We start from the raw sequence: 17,401 nt of genomic DNA on the forward strand, positions 1-17,401 counted from the left end.
GAGCCCGGCCTGCATTCTAGCCGTGCGCGCGCTTCAATTGTTCGAAGCTCGTGATTTTTCCGGCCAGCGCGCTGGCCGCAACCGTGTAGGGGCTCGCCAGCCACACCTCGCCCGGCCCCGAACGGCCCGGGAAATTGCGGTTGATCGCGCTGATCGTCACGTCGCCCGCATGCGCCGATTGTCCCGGCCCGCAGTTCGCGCACGAGCCGCAACCGGGCATCACAAGCGTCACGCCCGCGCGTTCGAACACCGGCAGATAGCCCTGTTCCTCGCAATACGCGCGTACCGCCATCGTGCCGAATTGCAGATAGAGCCGCGTGCCCTCAGGCACGCGCATGCCGTGCTGCACACCCCAACGTAGCACGTCGTGATAGAAATCGAAGTCCTCGCGCTTGCCCGCTGTGCACGAGCCGCCGTACGCGATATCGATTGCGACGTCCTCGCCCAGTTGCTGCGCAGGCACGCCGTTGCCTGGGTCGCCGGGACGCGCGAGCATCGGCTCGATGCGGCTCGCGTCGATACGGATCGTGTCGCGATAGGTCGCACCCGCGTCGCTTGTCATCCAGCTTTCCAGCACGAAATCGATGCCGCGGCGTTCTTTCAGGAACGCGACCGTGCGCTCGTCCGGCTCGACGATGCCGGTGAAGCCGCCCAGTTCCGCGACCATGTTGGTCAGCGTCGCGCGTTCGTCGATCGACATCGCGCGCACGGCCGCGCCGCCGTATTCGAACACGAGGCCGATCGCGCCGCCCGAGCGGATCGCATCCCTATGCAGCAGATGCAGCACGACGTCCTTGGCGGTCACGCCATCGTGCAAATGGCCGTCGATCTCGATGCGCAGCGTTTCCGGCACCTTGCAGCGCACGTAGCCCGTCACCCAGCTATTGGCGATTTCCGTCGCCCCCGCGCCGAACGCGAGGCAACCGAGCGCGCCCGAATGCGGCGTGTGCGAATCGGTACCGCACGCGACCTGCCCCGGCAACGCGTATTGCTCGGCCATCAGCGCATGACAGATGCCCTCGGAGCCGGGCGCGCCATCGAACCTGTCATCAAGCGAGCCGTGCGAGCGCACCGGATAGTCTCGCGAGAACGAGGTGTGCCCTGCCATCAGATTCGCGACGCCAGGCAACAGGCCATCGCGCACGTGCGGAATGCTTTGCGGCGCGAGCACGAGGTGATCCTGGAACGCGATGATGTGATCGGGCGCGTGGAGCGGCGCGGGCTTACCGAACGCACGATGCATCAGATGCGCGCACATGCCGGTGAAGTAGTCGTGGCTGAAGCGCCAGTCGGCCGCGATGAATACGCCGTCGCCGCGCCGGGCGCTGGCCGTGCCCGGATGCAGATGACGGTCGATGATTTTCTCGGCCAGCGTCTTCGGTTCGGCGCTTGTCTCTTCGCTTTCCTCATCGTTTGCCGCCCCGCTCGCGGCGCTGCTGCCGCGCTGGCCCGGCGCGGGCCAGTCCGCGAATCTGCTGTATGCGAGCAGACCACCGCTGCGAATGATCTGCTGCGTGAGCGCGTCGCGTCCCTTGAGAAATTCGTCGATCGCAATCGACTCGCCCGCGAGCAGCCGGTCGAGCACCGAGAAATCGGTCGTGGTCAGAATGCCGATGTTGTCGCAATTCTGCTGATAGATGCGCTCGAAGCTCTCCGCGACGATAAGCCGGATACCCGCCGACAACTCCGCGAGCGGACTCGACTCGCGCGACGAACCCTTGCCGTAGCGCTTGCCCGCCACGGTAACCTGGAAGCCGCCGTCCTTCACCGCGTTGCGGCCGATCGGCAGACGCTCGCCCGCCTTGAAGCCGACGTAGGGGTATTGGCCGAGGCGCTCGTCGTACGTGAGCATGACGGTGACGGGCGTGATCTCGTCGGTGGAGACGTTGTCGCGCAACGGGCCGGCGCTCGCGCGCGTGAAATTCCGGCCGGCAAGCTGCGCATCGATCACCGACGGATCTTGCGACAGGTACAACACGCGGCCGTCCAGACGAATCGTATCGTTCATGAATGCATTCTCCTTGCGCTCACTATACGGCGCGCAAGGTCGATGCCGAAGTGCCGGTGTAGCAACGCTGCCGTCTCGTTTCGCGAGGGCTCGGCGGCGTGCCGCCTCAGCGGGACGTATCCTGCTCGCGCCATGCCCTTTTCTGATCGAATAGCTTGCCGACCGCGATCCGGGCAGCCTTCCACCACGCAAACGGACGCGGGTCGGCGAGCATGCTCAGCGCCCGGGCGTAATCGAGCGTCAGACCTGGCGTCCAGGCCATCGTGACCGCACGTTTGCGGATCTGCGCCGCCACCCAGAGTTCCGGCGTGACGAGTACGCGAAGGAACGCGCCCCAGCCCGTGCGATCGCCGCGCAACCGGCCCACTGCCCCGTCCAGTGCCGCTTCGAGTGCGTACGAAACGCTGCTCGAACAATTCCGGTGGGTGAGGTTGTAATTGGTATCGCGCCGGTAGCTTTCCCAAAACGTTTGAAGTTTAGCCGCATCGTAATTTCGAATCCGCACGCGAACGGTCGAAGGACACCATGCCTTCGATTCGGTCGCATAGTCGGGCTGAAACAGGCCGGGGACGTCGTTCTCAGCGCTGGCCCGCAGGATACGGCCGAACTCGTCAGGTGAACGATCGATTTCGACACCGGGGTAGAGACTGATGTAGATACCTTCGGGCGATTCGAGTGCCGCGTGGCCGGTCGAGATCACGCCATTGGCGTCGACCGCGGCGATATAGCGGTCAATCACCGGATGACGCTGCGCCGGCGCCCGCGATGATCCTGAGGGGGTCCAGACATGAACCGTCAGGGCGCGCTCCTCATCCTCGGGCGGGCCATCCCACTCGGTGCGATCGAAAACGCGGCTGTCCGCGTTCGCATCGACATCGGGCAGTAGCGCGGAGCGCTGCGAACGACGCAGTGCGGGATTGCTGGCAAGGCGCCGCACACGGAATGCCAGCGAGATCATGTTCAATCCGCCGAAGAACAGGAACAGGCTCAAGGCATACGGCAAAGTGCCAACATAATGAGTCGGATAGGGCTGGTAGAAGAAAACGGCAATAAGAATTTCAACCACGCCCCACGAAAATGCGATCTTCCAGCGGCGATAGCGGACAACCCAGCCCGCTATGCATTGCAGAAGTCCATCGACGAGAAAGAGCGTGCCGAAGATCATCGACAGAATGAAATTTCCGTGATGATGCCCGGCAAAGATCAGTCCGGCCGCTCCTACGACGGCAAAGCCCTTGACGTACCGTAGCGCTCGCTGTCCGCCCACGCCGGTCCAGGCGACCGCGAGCGTTGCGAGCCCTTCCGCCAGAAACAGCCACGCGAAAAAGATAATCGGAAACTGGTGCACACCGAGAATCACGTCGATAAAGATGGCCAGGCCCGCAATGATCCAGATCGACCCGATCAGGAAAATCATGCGGGCACGTCTGCGCAGATACGCCACACCAAGAAGGAGTAGTACCAGCCTCACCATAGCTATTCCGTGCTCCTTTTCGATACAAGGTTCAACGCAAGCGTATAGCGCAGTCACGTTGGCCGACACTATTGTAGTGAACATAAAGGAATACGACTTTCGAAATATTCACTCAATATTCCAAAATGAATAGACATGGCTATCGGTCTGTCAGTGGATCGCCATATGCGAATCGCACGTCAAAACCCATCATTTTCATAGCGACGATTCCGACGAGATCTCCCCCGTGCCACCACTGCGCCGACGACCGCCTGACCAGGCCTGATCGCCGAGAAACGCGACCAATGCCGCCGCGCTCGCACTCAATTGCTCGCGTGCCCTGAAGATCATGATGAGATGGCGCTCGGCCCACGCATTGCTTAATGCCAGCAGCCGCACGTCGAGCGTATTCACGTAGAGCAGGCCGACCGGCTCCGGCACGACCGCAATGCCGAGACCCGCGTGGACCATCCGGCACAGCGCGTCGAGACTGCTCACGCGAATCCGCACGTCGAGTTGCCGGCTCGCATTCGCCGCCTGCTGCGTCAGCAGACGTGTCAACGCGCTTTCGCTGCGCAGGCCGACGAAGCTGTCGTGCAGCAGATCGTCGAACGCCACGCGCGACGCGCTCGCAAGCCGATGAGCGCCGGGCACCAGCACCGCGAGCCGATCCTGCCGATACGGTGCCTGCTCGAACGCTTCGCTGCCCGCGACCGGATTACAGATGCCGAAGTCCGCGCCGTGTTCGTCGACAATACGCAGGACGTCCGCGCTGTTTTCCTCTTCGAGTTCGATCGACACGTCGGGAAACGCGCGGCCGAATGCGGCAACGTCTTCGGGCAAAAACTGCACGATCGACGAAAGATTCGCCACCACGCGCACGCGCCCTTTCGCACCCGATGAAAAGCGCGACAACTCGGCGCTCATCTGTTCGATATTGCCGATGATCGCCAGCGCGTAGCGCAGCACGGTCTCGCCGACCGGCGTCACGGTAATGCCGCGCGATTGCCGTTGAATGACCGGCAGACCGATCACGGCCTCGATCTCCGCAATGCGCCTGCTCACCGCCGACGACGCGATGAATTCGCGCTCTGCCGCGCGCGCGATGTTGCGCTCCTGGCAGACGGCGACGAACAGGCGCAGCGAAGTGAGATCGAGTTTCTTGAGCAGGTTTTCCATGGGACGTGGCGCGGCTTTCGAGTGCCGCGAAGAAACGCTGGAATCGTGGCCCTTATCGTCTCATGGAGTGCGTCGTCGCGCCATGGCTGTCATAGCGCGTCGTGAAAGATGATGCCTATGGTATGCCGGTGTCCCGAACGCAGACGGCTCACACCATGACGCAAATTCACGCGATACAGGCCGCGCGCGCCTTGCACGGGCCGGCTGTTGACGGTGAACACCACTGCATCGCCCTGGGCGAGCGGCACGACTTCGGCACGCGACTGCATGCGCGGCCGCTGCTCCGTCATCACGAACTCCCCGCCGGTAAAGTCGCGCCCCGGTTCCGACAAGAGGATCGCAACCTGCAGCGGAAACACGTGTTCGCCGTATAGGTCCTGATGCAGGCAGTTGTAATCGCCCTCGCCGTATTGCAGGATCAGCGGCGTCGGACGCACCTGGCCCGCGTCATGGCAACGTCGAATGAAATCGGCGTGCTGCGGCGGATAACGCACGTCGATACCCATCGCCTGGTTCCAGCGGTTCGCGACCGGCACGAGATGCGGATAGATCGCGCCGCGCAATTCGCCGATGATGTGCGGCAGCGGATAGGCGAAGTACTTGTATTCGCCGCGGCCAAAACCATGACGGCCCATCACGATACGGCTACGATAAAGACCGTCGCGCGAATAAAGCGCCGCGAGCGCATCGCACTCGTGCGCCGTGACGAGTTGCGGCACGGCCGCGCAGCCGTATTGATCGAGGTCCAGCTCGATCCGGCGCCAGTCGAGTGTGTCGACGCGCCGGTCGATGGTGGGCGCGGATGCGGTGGCGAGAAGCGCCGTGGGGTGTGAAGTCGTCATCGAGGTGGCGTGAAGGGAATCGATAACGTCAGTGTACGAGTACGACTGCACGAAAACACTCCGGGTCTTGCGCTCATATTCGGCGGCCCTGCACGCGCCGACGATTCACGCTACGCTGTCGGAATTCGCCGCGCCCGCATTCCGCGAACTTCACGGCACTTCTTCCCTTCAAGGACCGCAATGAAACAGCAGCTCACCATCGATTTCGTCTCCGATATCGCCTGCCCGTGGTGCGCGATCGGCCTGTCGTCGCTGCAGCTTGCGCTCGCGCGTCTGCAGGACAGCGTCGACGCGCGAATCGCCGTGCATCCGTTCGAACTGAATCCGCAGATGGGACCTGACGGCGAAGACATCGTCGAATATCTCGGCAAAAAATATGGGCGCACGCCCGCGCAGATCGCCGAAACGCAGGCGATGATCCGCGAACGCGGCGCGAGCGTCGGCTTCGATTTCGGTCCGCGCACACGCACTTACAACACGTTCGATGCGCACCGTCTGCTGCATTGGGCCGGCATCCGGGGCGAGCAGTTGCCGCTCAAGCTCGCGCTGCTGCGCGCCTATCATGCCGACGGCAAGAACCCCGGCAACCGTGACGTGCTGATCGAAGCAGCGCGGTCGGTGGGACTCGATGCCGAAGAAGCGCGCGAAGTTCTGACGAGCGGCGCGTATGCCGACGAGGTGCGCGAAGAAGAGAAGAACAATCAGCAGATGGGCATTCAATCGGTACCATCGATCATCTTCAACGGTCGCTATCTGGTGACGGGCGGGCAGCCGGTGGAGCAGTTCGTGCAGGTGATCGAGGAGATCGTCGCGAAGGGCGAGGCGTCATTGAGCTGACGGCATACGCTGAAAACCAGACGATCCCGGCTGCCATCGACAACGCAGCCGACAGCAACAGGCCGCCGCGCATGCCGTCGGCAATCGAATGCTGTAGCGCGAGCATGCTCCCCGAAATGGCGACGCCGAGCACCGCGCCCGTTTGACGCGCGGCATTGAGCACCGCCGCCGCGATACCGGAGCGATCGATCTCGACCGATGCCATGAGGGTCGCCGTGGTGGCGGGGGTAATCAGGCTCGCGGCAAGACCGATCGCGGGCAAGGCCGACGCGAATGGCGCATCGGAAAAGCAGGAGACGATCGCCCACAAACCGGTAAAGCCAAGCGCCGTGAGCATGCACGCACCGGCTACGAGACGCCTCGGTCCCAGCCAGGCCACGGCGCGTTTCGACACGAGGCTGCCGATCGGCACGACGATCGTGAGCGGCAGGAAGGCCAGCCCCGTCCGCATCGGCGAGTAGTCGAGCTGATGCTGGAAGTACAGGCTGAGGTCGAATATCAGGCCATAGAACGTAAAAGCCGAAACCACGGAAACGAAAATCGCGCAGGAAAAGCCCGCATGGCGAAACAGGCCAAAAGGCAAAACCGGCTGCGCACTCTTCATTTCAATTGCGACGAACATGCAGCCCGCGAGCAGTGTTGCCGCGATGCCCACGACAATGGGCGGCGCGGACCATCCCTCTGCGGGCAAACGGATGACCGTGATGTTGAGCAGCGCGAGCGTCACGATTGCGGCGATCTGCCCGGCGATATCGAAACGATGCGCGGCACCGCCCGGCTCTCTCGCCGGCATCGCCACCCTGAACGCCAACGCGATGCCGGCAAGGCACACGGGAACGTTCAGCAAAAAAATGCTGCGCCAGCCGACCAGTCCGATCACCACACCGCCGATCAGTGGCCCTGCCGCCATCGCGAGGCCCCCGAGTCCGGCCCATACGCCGAATGCGGCCGCGCGCTCGCGAGGATGCGGGCACGCGCGATTGATGAGTGCAAGCGAAGCGGGCACCAGCAGTGCTGCCCCGACACCTTGCACAATGCGCGCACCGATCAGCATTGCAAGGCCGGACGCCGCGCCGCACAACGCCGAAGCCACGGTAAAAATCGCGAGACCGGCAATATACACGTTGCGCTCGCCGAGCCGGTCGCCGAGCGTGCCGCCCGACAACAGCAGACTCGCGAAGGTCAGCGTATAAGCATTGACGACCCATTGCAGCCCGCTCATGCCGGTCGCAAGACTCGCCGATATCGGCGCCAATGCGACGTTCACGATCGACGTATCGAGGATCACGACGACATAGCTGAGGCTCGTTGCAAGCAGCACGGTCCGTTGCCGTATTCGAGCGTTCATCGGGCGAGTCCCCCTTGAAAACATGGCTGGTATCGCTTCAGTATCGGGGATCGAGGGGCCGCGATGCTTCGATGCGCGTCGAAGTATCCGGGCACGAGTTTGGGCTACGCTATCGGTCAATGCTCAGGAGACGAAGATGGACGTTCAACCGAAAATCGCGGCGACGGCGTTCCTGATCGCCGATGCGGCCCGCGCGGCCATGCTGATGACACTGGCCGATGGCCGCGCGCTGCCCGCCGGCGAGCTGGCCTACGCGGCCGGCGTCACGGCGCAAACCGCGAGCAGCCACCTCGCCAGGCTGCTGGACGGTGGCCTCATCACGGTCGAAAAAGAGGGACGCCACCGCTACTATCGACTCGCGGATACGCAGGTGGCGTCGCTACTCGAAAACCTCGCGGCAATCGGCGCCACAGCAACGGCGCGCCGCAAACCGCGTGGCCGCGATGCGCGGCAATTGCGTTTCGCGCGATGCTGTTACGACCATCTTGCCGGTCAGGTCGGCGTGGCGATCACGCAGCAGTTGATGCAGCGCGATCTTCTCGCGCCCGGCGAAGACAAGCGTTTGGAAGTTACGCAAGCCGGCGCGCGGTGGTTCGGTGAACTCGGTATCGACGTCGCAGCACTGCGACCGGGCAAGCACGGCATCGCACGCCAATGCCTCGACTGGACCGAGCGGCAACACCATCTCGCCGGCCCGCTCGGCGTCAGGTTCATGTCGATGCTGTGCGAGAACGGCTGGTTGCGGCGCGCGTCTTCATCGCGGGCGGTGCAGGTTACACCGCTGGGCCGGACGGCGCTGTATGAGAAATTGGGCGTAACAGTGGATGACCTGGGCGAAGATACGGACGATCAGAGGAAGTAAGTTTGCGTGGCATGCGGCTGCGGGCTGCCGGCGCGAGGTGCATGCGGCATCCCCCACCGCATGCGCCCTACCCGCTCTTACAGATAGCTGCAAACGTAGTCGAGCGTTTCGATCACCTCGATATCGAAACGGCTCTTGCCCGGCACCGAAAACGATTCGCCCTCGCCATAGGCCTTCCATTCGTCGCTGCCGTCGAGGCGAATACGGCATTTGCCTGCTTGCACTTCCATGAGTTCCGGCGCGTCGGTGCCGAAGTTCAGCGTGCAGGGCAGGATCACGCCGAGCGTCTTGCGCGTGCCGTCGGCAAACAGAACCGTGTGCGAAACGCACTTGCCGTCGAAATAGACGTTGGCTCGTTTGACAACGGAAACCTGATCGAATTGTGTTGCAGCCGTCATGGCGGTCTTCCTCTGGATCATCGTGAATGGATGCGCGGCCCCCGGGCGGCCAGCGCGCGCGACATCCGTGCAGGCCGCTCGCGCGGCGTTCGAATGCGGGCGCGAGTCCGCCATCATACATGGCTATTCACGGCGATTGGCAGCGTTCGGCGGCGGTAATCGCCGGTGTACCTGGCAACCGGACAAGTGTCGTCAAACGACATTGCCGCAAGAAAGGCTGCGATCTTCGAGGTCGAATGTCCGGCGCGCTATTCGGAAGTCGAGATTGCCGGACTGCGCGGCCATGGCGGAGTAAGGGTGTCCGCATAGGTCATCAGCGAAATGCGCGCACCGCTCGCGACTATATCGCACGTCCTGTCTTGTCTCATTGCGTGCCCCGGCAGGCAGAAAGAACATTGATCCCCTGCTGGCGTTATACCGTAGCAGGACGTGAAAAGCATCCCCGGGGTTTCTCCCGATCCGCTCTTTCCCACGGCGACACAGCTTATTGCGCACGCATGAGAATTTAACAATTCACTCGGTATTGATTGAAGAAAATCCTGTCTGCGTATCCAATCCTTAATTAAAATTTCTCAAATCTGTATTACACTCGACCGGACTTTTTTTCCATAGTGCGGCTTGTATCGGGGTATAGCCGGAAAGAAGCGTGGAAAGAACATAACCGCACAGGCCAATGCGGTTTGCAGGGTCGGATTTTTCATGGGTGAAAAATCCCAGCGAGGTTGCCAATAATCGCTATACGCGCTATCACAAAAGCCATCGACTTATGCAAAGCACCTACAACCTGTGGCTCGTCGCCATTTCCTTACTCATTGCGACGCTCGCCTCTTACACCGCACTCGATCTCGCCGATCGCATTTCGCTGCTCGCCTATGCGAGAAGACGCCAGATATGGCTCGCCGGCGGCGCGTTGGCAATGGGTGCCGGAATCTGGTCGATGCATTTCATCGGCATGCTTTCTTTCTCGCTCAGCATTCCGATTGGCTACGATTTCAGAATAACGATCTACTCGTTCGCCATCGCGGTACTGGTGTCGTGGTTCGCATTGCAGACCGTCACGCGCAAACGCCTCGGCATATTCCGCCTGTTCGCGGGCGGTGTGCTCATGGGTTTAGGCATCGCCAGCATGCATTACGTCGGCATGGCCGCGATGTTGATGTCTCCCGCGATTCACTACGACCCCGTTCTTTTCATCGCGTCGATCGCGATTGCGATTGCCGCGTCCACAGTAGCGCTCTGGAGCGCCTATACGCTGCGCACTGCGGAGCGGCGGCACGTAACGGCCAAACGCATCGGCACGGCACTGGTCATGGGCGTGGCGATTGCCGGCATGCACTACACCGGCATGGCCGCGGCGGATTTCGCCGTCGGCTCGATCTGCGGCGCGGCGGGCGGCGTCAGGCCCGAATGGCTCGTAACCGCGGTCACACTGGCGGCAATCGTGATTCTCGCCGTCACGCTGATAGTTTTTCACCTCGACGCGCGCGCCAAGTTTCTCGACGATTCGGTTGCGCAACTCGACGATCACGTCGAACGCATTCGAGGCACGACGCGCTAATGAGCGGTTGCCGCCATGCAGCGTTTAAACCGCTTCCGGCACCCGGCGCGTTTTCAGGAATGCTTCGAGTGTTTCGCCGCGCATGCTCGCGTACATGCCGAGGTTCGTGATCTTCACGACACGCGCGAACTTCTCCAGCACGAAGAAGCACACGCCATAGCGAATCAGGCCGATCCAGTCCGTGTTGTCGGCGAGCGCGCGCTCTTGCGGCGTCAGAGCCGCCGCATCGTAAGCGGCCGCGCGGTTTTCGAGCCACAGCGCACGCGCGGGCGCCTCGCGCATCTGCCAGAAGAAACGGTTCAGACGCATCGCCTTCATGCTCTGGCGAATGTCGAACGGATACGTGCCGGTCAATGCTTCGACACCGATCAGTTGCGGATTCATTGCCCCACCTCTTCTTCATAAATCGTCACGGCCATTGCGGTACTGGTGGCAAGATAGTAGTTGCGATGCAGTTCGCGGACCTTCGAACCGAGCGCGCCGCGCATCGCGAGCCACATGATCGTCTCGACGCTTTCCGCGCCGCCAAGACGCACGTAGTCGACGTGCTTCATCGCGGCAAGACGCTCGGGATCGCTGACGATCAGGTCGAGAAATTCCATGTCCCATTCGGTGTTGTTAAAGCCGCTGCGCTCGCCGTGTACCTGGTGAGACAGGCCGCCCGTGCCGACCACCACGACCTTGAGGTCCTGCTCGAACGATTCGATCGCGCGACGCAGCGCCTGGCCGAGCCGGTAGCAACGATTCGCGGTCGGCAACGGATATTGCAGCACGTTCACTTCGAACGGCACCAGCGAGAGCGGCCAGCCGCCTTGATGCGGCAACATCAGCGAGAGCGGCGAATTGCAGCCATGATCGAGCGGGCGGTCCTGGAAGATCGTCAGATCGAATTCGTCGTTGACCATCTGCTCGGCGATATGAATCGCGAGATCGGGATGGCCCGCGATATCCGGCAAGGGACGCTTGCCCGCGCCTTCATCCGCGAATTCGTGATTGGCCGACACGCCCAGTGCGAAAGTCGGATAGCAGTCGAAGAAGAAGCTGTTGGCGTGATCGTTGTAGAACATCACCATCACGTCGGGCTTGCGCTCGTCGAGCCATTGCGCCACCGGCTCATAACCTTTGAAAAGCGGCGCCCACGCCGGGTCGTTCTGCTTGCCCTTGTCGTACGCCAGGCCGATTGTCGGCACGTGCGACGTGCCGATGCCACCAATGATCCTTGCCATATTCGCTCTCTTCCGTCACTTCGTGCCGCGTGTCGATCGGATAGGTCGCCGTCTGTATCGCCCGTCTGCACCGCAATACCCAACGCGACCGTCTTGGGATACAAAGATAGGAATTGTGCCGCGAGACAGGAAGTACGGGTAAACCTCATTCTGCGCCGGAATCATGGCCCGAAACCGTGCAAATGCGTGCCGGGCAAACCGGCGGACATCGCCGCAAGCCGCGCCGCGCATGGCTTCGCCGGTATTCCAAGGCCACGCTGAGAACTTCGTATTTCTCCCTCATGGCGCCGCATGCGATAAATAAAACAGATGCTCGGGAAAAGAACTCGCAAAGCACTTTTTAAAGCTTGGTGCGGTGTGATACGCGTGGCTATACTTCGGAGCTTCCGACGAGTCAGACACCCATGAACGAGACGACCCAGCCAGCGATTGTCCAGACGTTACGCGGGAAGATATTCCCGGGCGAAGCATCGCCGGGTCGGCGTCTCGCGGAAGCACGGCTCGCGCAGCGGCTCGGTATATCGCGCACGCCGCTGCATCATGTGCGGACGATCTGATGACGGGCGCGGCATGACGAACGACAACGCATCGACGGAACACGGCCCCGCTTCGGCCAAAGCGCCGTTGCCGGCGGGCGGCAAAGACCTGCTCAATCTCGCGCAGTTGCGCGCCTTCAGACTCGTCGCCGAAATGGGCAGCGCAACGCGCGCGGCGGCCGCGTTGTTTCGCGCTCAGTCCGCGGTCACGCGTTCCGTGCAGGAACTCGAATCGGCACTCGGCGAACCGCTTTTCGATCGCGGCCCATCGGGCATGCTGCCGACGCCGGTCGGCCGCGCGGTGCTGCATCGCTGCGAGCGCATCTTCGCCGAACTGGAAGAACTCGCGCAATGGTGTGCCGCGCGTCAGACGCGCCGCCGGCCCGTTGCGGAAGGCGCGCTGCCCGCTTATCTGCTCAACACGCGGCGCCTGCAACTGCTGGTGGCGCTCGCGCGGCACCGGCATATGCCGAGTGCCGCGAAAACGTTCGGCATCAGTCAACCCGCGGTAAGCACTGCGATTCGCGTGCTCGAAAGCGGTTCGGGTCTGAGTCTTTTTCATCGCAGCCCGCGCGGCATTCTGCTCACGACCGAAGGCGAAACGTTTCTGCTGCACGTGCGGCGCGCACTGAACGAATTGCGCCACGTGCCCGACGATATCGCCGCGTTGCACGGCAAGATTCAGGGTGCGGTGACGGTCGGTGCGTTGCCGCTCGGACGCACGCTGATTCTTCCCAAGGCGATTGCGCGCATGTCCTCGGAAAATCCGGGCGTGCGCGTCGTGACCGACGAAAGCTCGTACGAGACATTGGTGGCCGGTCTGCGCGCGGGCGACATCGACTTTATTCTCGGCGCGCTGCGCGACAACGATGCGACGAGCGGCCTGAAAAACGAGCGGTTGATGTCGGACGACATGGTGATACTGGTGCGGCGAGATCATCCGCTCACCCAGGCGCGCAACCTGACCATCATGGACTTGCGCGACGCGCAGTGGATTCTGCCGCGCAGCAACGCACCCGCGCGCGCATTGTTCGAAACGCAATTCAAGCGCCTGAAAGTCAAGCCGCCGCTACCGACAGTCGAGACCGCCGACTTTGCGGTAATTCGCGGGCTACTGCTCGGCACCGACATGGCCGCGGCACTCTCGGCGCAGCAACTGCATCACGAGATTCAATCAGGACAACTCGTGGCACTCGACGTGCCGCTGTACAACACGCGGCGCAATATCGGCCTGACGCTGCGCGCGGCGGGTACGCCCTCGCCGGCCGCGCGTGCGTTGATCGATGCAATCCGCCTGTCGGTGGTCGACGTGACGCGCACGGTCAGTATCGGTGCGAACTAGCGGTGCGATTTTCAGCCCCTGGACTCTCGCCCCCTGTCCGGCAGGCTATCGAAAAACGCGCGCCAATCGAACAGAGTCGGCAACGTTCCGTATTCGATACCATCCGCTTCTCCGAAGCCGATGAATGCAACGTACTTGAGTTCGTTCATTGCCCCCTTTGTCTCCCAGGTTGCTTTCCAGGCCACGCAAAGTTCTCTCAATGTTTTTGTAAGCCAGAAATCATTGTGGAAGTAAAAAGCAAATGGCAAACTCAGTAAAAATAAAGCACAACCGCATCACGCAAGGCGGCAATTCCCCGACAATATAGGGCACGCCGGCCTCGCCTGGCCAGGCCGTGCCTCAACGACGCCCGGAGAAAATACAATGAATAAACGCGAATTCCTGACCCGCACAGCAGTACTAGGTGCGGCAGCCACGCCCGCATTCGGCGCACAGCGCGAATACAGCGCTCGCTGCGCCCCCTCGCCAGTTATCCTGACGATATCCGGTTCGATCAAACGCAGCAATCGCGGCGCACTCGACCCGTCATTCGATCAGTTGCTGGCCAAGCATCAGATCAGGTTTTCGGAAGCCTATGGCATCGATCTGCCTTTGCTCGCCAGCATGAAGCAAGTGACGATTCGCCCCACCATCGAATACGATTCGCATCAGCATACGTTTAGCGGCCCATTGCTCACCGAGGTACTCGCTCACGTCGGCGCGCCCGATGCCGGCAGCACGCAAATCGTGATGCACGCGGTCGACGGTTACGCCGTGATGACGACACTCGACACGGTGCGTGCGTATCGCTTCATTCTCGCGACGCAGATGGACGGCAAGCCGCTGCCGCTCGGTGGCCTGGGACCGCTATGGGCGATCTTCGACGCGGACCATCTTCCCGAACTGGCCACCAAACCGCTCAAGGACCGCTTCGAGTTGTCGCCGTGGGGGCTTTATCACATCCAGGTGACGCAGGCATAAAGACGGCCTACGGTGCAGCCTGAAAGGAATCAGCGCGCTTCCTCGCGAAGCGCGGCACCGAATCGTTCGACACACGCCTGCCGCACGCGCTCGACCGATACCGCCCAATCCTCTCCGGGCGCCCGGCGAAACAGACGCAACGATTGGGGGTACCACGGCGAATCGTCGCGCTCGTGCATCCAGCGCCAGTCGACATCGCGTTCCGGCAGCATCACCCAGCACGGCTTGCCGAGCGAGGCGACCAGATGCGCGATCGACGTATCGACGCAAATCACGAGATCGAGCTGCGCGACGATCGCCGCGCTGTCCGCGAAATCCTTCACGTCAGCGCCAAGGTCGAGCAGCGGTTGAGCCGCCGGTGGATGGCGCGCTTCGTCTTCTCCCTGCCCTTTCTGCAGACTCACGAAACGCAGGCCCGGTACGCTCCAGAGCGGCGCGAGCGTGGCGAGCGACGGAATCGAGCGATTCGCGTCATTGTGATGCTTCGCGTTGCCTTTCCAGACGAGACCGATCCTGGGCCCCGGCGGCAGTGCGTCCAATGCGGAACGCCATGACTCGACAAGCGCTGGATCGGTCCTGAATCGTAGCGGCGCGGGAATCGTCTCGACAGTCGTGCGGAAATGCAGCGGCGCGCTCAGAAGACTGGTCCAGCAGTCGTAGCCCGATATTTGCGCGAGTGCGCTGCTGTGATCGAACACGGCATCGATACCATCGACATCCGCCATCAGCCGATGCAGCGCCGGCACGCACGCAAACGCGATATGCGCGGCCCCTTGCGCTTTCAGCAACGAAAAATAGCGGCTGAATTGCAGCACGTCGCCAAGACCGTCCTCCTGCCAAACCAGCACCGACTTGCCCGCCAGCGTGTCGCCCGTCCATTGCGGACACCTGAGCATCTCGCGCGTCTTGCGGTGAATGAAACCGGGCTGCTCATAACGGTCCTCGTAGAGTGGCCAGGCTTCGTCGAAGCGGCCCATGCCGAGCAGCACCACGGCAAGACCGAAACGCGCTTCGCTATAACAGGCCTGCAAGGCCAGCGCCGCGCGATACTCGCTCTCGGCCTCGGAGAACCGTCTCAGCTGCGCGAGTGCAGCCGCGAGATTCGCATGCGCCGGCGCCAGTTGTGGAGATAGAGCGAGCGCGCGCCGGAATACCTCGATTGCCTCGGCGAAACGTTCCCGCACGCGCAGCACGCAACCGAGGTTGTTATGCGCATGCACGAGGTCCGGTTGCCAGCGAATCGCGTCACGATAGGCCTGTTCGGCCTGCTCGAAACGCTCCTGCCTGAACAGCGCAATGCCGAGGTTGTAATGCGCCTCCGCATAGTTCTCGCGATGAGCAATCGCTGCGCGATAAGCCTCTTCCGCTGCAGGTACTCGCTCGAGGTCGACCAGTACCGAGCCGAGATTCAGATGCGCCTCCGCGTAATCGGGCCGGATAGCGAGTGCAAGCCGGCAAGCCAGCTCGGCCTCCGCGAGCCGTTGCGTTGCCTTCAGCACGCCCCCCAGGTTGTTGAGCGCTTCCGGATACTGCGGCCTGAGCGTCAGCGCCTCGCGATACGCCGCGTCTGCCTCCGCGAGACGCCCGAGTTCCAGCAGCACGTTGCCGAGGTTGTTGTGCAATTCCGCATGACCGCGCAGTCCGCACAGCGCATGCCGATAAGCCACTTCGGCTTCATGCGGGCGGCGCAGTTCGCTCAGCACGATACCGAGGCCGTAATGTGCTTCGGCGTGATCGGGGCGAATCGTCAATGCCTTGCGATACGACGCCTGCGCTTCGTCCCTGTACCCGAGCCCGTGCAGCACGCTGCCCAGTTGACAATGCGCATCCGCGTCGAGCGGACACCGCGCCACTAGTTGCAGATACATCGCTTTCGCGGCGGAGAGGCGACCGAGCGATCGGAGCAGCGCGCCGAGACTCGCATACACGGCGACGTAATCGGGCTTCAGATGCAAACATTGGCGCCAGTAGTTCTCCGCGTCCGCGACCTGGCCCGACATGAACGAACACGCGCCGGCAATGTTCAGCACATCGGCACGCCGATCATTCGGCAAGCTCGCATCGTCGAGCAGCGGCAAGACGAGCCGCGAGGCGTCGGCGTACTGTCCGGCCGAGCACGACGAAGCGGCGCGCTGGATGATGTCGGCGAGGGAAGGGGCAAGCGTCGGCATGGACGTCATGAGTCGTGGCGATAAATATTGCGCTGTTTCCGCGGGATGTCGGCAATGCGATCCGACAGATTAAGTGATTCGCCACTGTTCCAGCGCGTCGAAATGAATGGCCTTTTGCCGTCTAATCCGCTGCTATACCTGTCATCACGAAAGAAAAGATCGCGCGGCGATGATAGAATCGGCGCGGTCTTTTTCCCGATCATCATGACTTCACGCTCCCGTCACCGCATGACCGCATGGCTTGGCCTCGTCGCCATGTGGCTTGTCGTGTTCGCGCCGCTCGTGAGTCAATTGGTCGCATCGGGCCGCGCGGACGAGCCTGTTGCCGCGCTCTGTTCCGCGCTGCATCCGTCCGGCGCGAGCGATGCGGGCAATGCGCTCGTGGCTCAAACGAGTCCCGCGCCCGTGCATTTGAGCCACGACGATGCATTCGGCGCCTGCGGCTACTGTCATCTGCTTGAACATCACGTGGCGATGCCGACGGTTGCCGTCGCCGAACTTCCGGCCGCCCTGCCGCTTGCCGGCACCGCGCCGCCCACGCTGTCCATCCGCTTCATACCGCTTGGCGCGTTCCCGTCGGGACGCCCACGAGCCCCGCCTGTCGTTTCCTGATCGCTGCCGATTCTGATCGCGCGTTCGTCGCCTACGCCGACGACGCCCGCGCTCGCCTGTTCAATGCAT

17 protein-coding genes and 1 pseudogene are annotated in these 17,401 nt (G+C 62.4%); 7 read left to right on the forward strand and 11 right to left on the reverse strand.

The annotated features are described in order from the left end of the window. Nucleotides 1-16: 16 nt before the first annotated feature. The 4 genes from GXB81_RS04900 to GXB81_RS04915 form a co-directional block, all read right to left on the reverse strand. A complete protein-coding gene (locus tag GXB81_RS04900) occupies nucleotides 17-2,008 on the reverse strand; it encodes an aconitase family protein (RefSeq protein WP_205988530.1) in 1,992 nt (663 codons plus the stop codon). A 106-nt stretch (nucleotides 2,009-2,114) separates the two neighbouring features. Continuing rightward, nucleotides 2,115-3,482: a DUF308 domain-containing protein gene (locus tag GXB81_RS04905; protein WP_205988531.1), complete on the reverse strand. Its 1,368-nt coding sequence runs from the start codon at nucleotides 3,480-3,482 to the stop codon at nucleotides 2,115-2,117. Nucleotides 3,483-3,677: 195 nt separating this feature from the next. Further along, nucleotides 3,678-4,640 carry a LysR family transcriptional regulator gene (locus GXB81_RS04910; protein WP_240159041.1) on the reverse strand — a complete coding sequence of 321 codons (963 nt, stop codon included), beginning with the start codon at nucleotides 4,638-4,640 and terminating at the stop codon, nucleotides 3,678-3,680. Between the two features lie 89 nt (nucleotides 4,641-4,729). Next, nucleotides 4,730-5,482 (reverse strand): 2OG-Fe(II) oxygenase, encoded by a 753-nt coding sequence (locus GXB81_RS04915; RefSeq protein WP_205988532.1) that lies wholly within the window; start codon nucleotides 5,480-5,482, stop codon nucleotides 4,730-4,732. A gap of 180 nt (nucleotides 5,483-5,662) precedes the next feature. Between GXB81_RS04915 and GXB81_RS04920 the strand changes: the two genes are divergently transcribed. Continuing rightward, nucleotides 5,663-6,319: a DsbA family oxidoreductase gene (locus tag GXB81_RS04920; RefSeq protein ID WP_205988533.1), complete on the forward strand. Its 657-nt coding sequence runs from the start codon at nucleotides 5,663-5,665 to the stop codon at nucleotides 6,317-6,319. On the opposite strand, the gene GXB81_RS04925 is transcribed toward GXB81_RS04920, so the two are convergent. Beyond that, complete coding sequence (locus tag GXB81_RS04925) at nucleotides 6,222-7,667, reverse strand: MFS transporter (protein WP_205988534.1); 1,446 nt, start codon at nucleotides 7,665-7,667, stop codon at nucleotides 6,222-6,224. The two genes, GXB81_RS04920 and GXB81_RS04925, sit on opposite strands and share 98 nt — an antisense overlap. Nucleotides 7,668-7,803: 136 nt before the next feature. Here GXB81_RS04925 and GXB81_RS04930 point away from each other — a divergent pair, with 136 nt between their 5' ends. Then, on the forward strand, nucleotides 7,804-8,529 hold the full coding sequence (locus tag GXB81_RS04930; RefSeq protein ID WP_167043783.1) for a helix-turn-helix transcriptional regulator: 726 nt from the start codon (nucleotides 7,804-7,806) through the stop codon (nucleotides 8,527-8,529). A 77-nt stretch (nucleotides 8,530-8,606) separates the two neighbouring features. On the opposite strand, the gene GXB81_RS04935 is transcribed toward GXB81_RS04930, so the two are convergent. Then, entirely contained in the window at nucleotides 8,607-8,927 is a 321-nt protein-coding gene (locus GXB81_RS04935) for a pyrimidine/purine nucleoside phosphorylase (protein ID WP_167283109.1), read from the reverse strand. 766 nt (nucleotides 8,928-9,693) lie between these two features. Here GXB81_RS04935 and GXB81_RS04940 point away from each other — a divergent pair. Beyond that, nucleotides 9,694-10,485 carry an MHYT domain-containing protein gene (locus tag GXB81_RS04940; RefSeq protein ID WP_205988535.1) on the forward strand — a complete coding sequence of 264 codons (792 nt, stop codon included), beginning with the start codon at nucleotides 9,694-9,696 and terminating at the stop codon, nucleotides 10,483-10,485. A 24-nt stretch (nucleotides 10,486-10,509) separates the two neighbouring features. Here the strand turns inward: GXB81_RS04940 and GXB81_RS04945 are convergent, their stop codons facing one another. Then, nucleotides 10,510-10,869, reverse strand: coding sequence for a protocatechuate 3,4-dioxygenase (locus GXB81_RS04945; protein WP_205988536.1), 360 nt, complete (start codon nucleotides 10,867-10,869; stop codon nucleotides 10,510-10,512). Continuing rightward, nucleotides 10,866-11,711: a gallate dioxygenase gene (locus GXB81_RS04950; RefSeq protein WP_167043777.1), complete on the reverse strand. Its 846-nt coding sequence runs from the start codon at nucleotides 11,709-11,711 to the stop codon at nucleotides 10,866-10,868. The genes GXB81_RS04945 and GXB81_RS04950 overlap by 4 nt, the downstream gene beginning before the upstream one ends. Before the next feature lie 404 nt (nucleotides 11,712-12,115). Here GXB81_RS04950 and GXB81_RS04955 point away from each other — a divergent pair. Continuing rightward, nucleotides 12,116-12,265 (forward strand): annotated as a pseudogene (locus GXB81_RS04955) (GntR family transcriptional regulator); the annotation flags it as partial. 16 nt (nucleotides 12,266-12,281) lie between these two features. Further along, on the forward strand, nucleotides 12,282-13,589 hold the full coding sequence (locus GXB81_RS04960; protein WP_167283116.1) for a LysR family transcriptional regulator: 1,308 nt from the start codon (nucleotides 12,282-12,284) through the stop codon (nucleotides 13,587-13,589). A gap of 11 nt (nucleotides 13,590-13,600) precedes the next feature. Here GXB81_RS04960 and GXB81_RS04965 read toward each other — a convergent pair whose 3' ends face one another. Then, the gene (locus GXB81_RS04965) at nucleotides 13,601-13,738 is read right to left on the reverse strand and encodes a hypothetical protein (RefSeq protein ID WP_205988537.1); all 138 of its coding nucleotides are present in this window, start codon (nucleotides 13,736-13,738) and stop codon (nucleotides 13,601-13,603) included. A gap of 214 nt (nucleotides 13,739-13,952) precedes the next feature. Between GXB81_RS04965 and GXB81_RS04970 the strand changes: the two genes are divergently transcribed. Further along, entirely contained in the window at nucleotides 13,953-14,549 is a 597-nt protein-coding gene (locus GXB81_RS04970) for a molybdopterin-dependent oxidoreductase (RefSeq protein ID WP_167283117.1), read from the forward strand. A 29-nt stretch (nucleotides 14,550-14,578) separates the two neighbouring features. On the opposite strand, the gene GXB81_RS04975 is transcribed toward GXB81_RS04970, so the two are convergent. Together GXB81_RS04975 and GXB81_RS04980 are read right to left on the reverse strand one after the other, a co-directional pair. Beyond that, a complete protein-coding gene (locus GXB81_RS04975; protein WP_205988538.1) occupies nucleotides 14,579-16,729 on the reverse strand; it encodes a tetratricopeptide repeat protein in 2,151 nt (716 codons plus the stop codon). Then, entirely contained in the window at nucleotides 16,726-16,926 is a 201-nt protein-coding gene (locus tag GXB81_RS04980; RefSeq protein ID WP_167043769.1) for a hypothetical protein, read from the reverse strand. Before GXB81_RS04980 ends, GXB81_RS04975 begins: the two co-directional genes overlap by 4 nt. Here GXB81_RS04980 and GXB81_RS04985 point away from each other — a divergent pair. After that, the gene (locus tag GXB81_RS04985; protein WP_167043768.1) at nucleotides 16,925-17,332 is read left to right on the forward strand and encodes a DUF2946 domain-containing protein; all 408 of its coding nucleotides are present in this window, start codon (nucleotides 16,925-16,927) and stop codon (nucleotides 17,330-17,332) included. The genes GXB81_RS04980 and GXB81_RS04985 overlap by 2 nt on opposite strands. Nucleotides 17,333-17,401 lie beyond the last annotated feature (69 nt).

Origin of the sequence: Paraburkholderia sp. Ac-20336, from assembly GCF_017105025.1 — a bacterium.
Classification (GTDB): domain Bacteria; phylum Pseudomonadota; class Gammaproteobacteria; order Burkholderiales; family Burkholderiaceae; genus Paraburkholderia.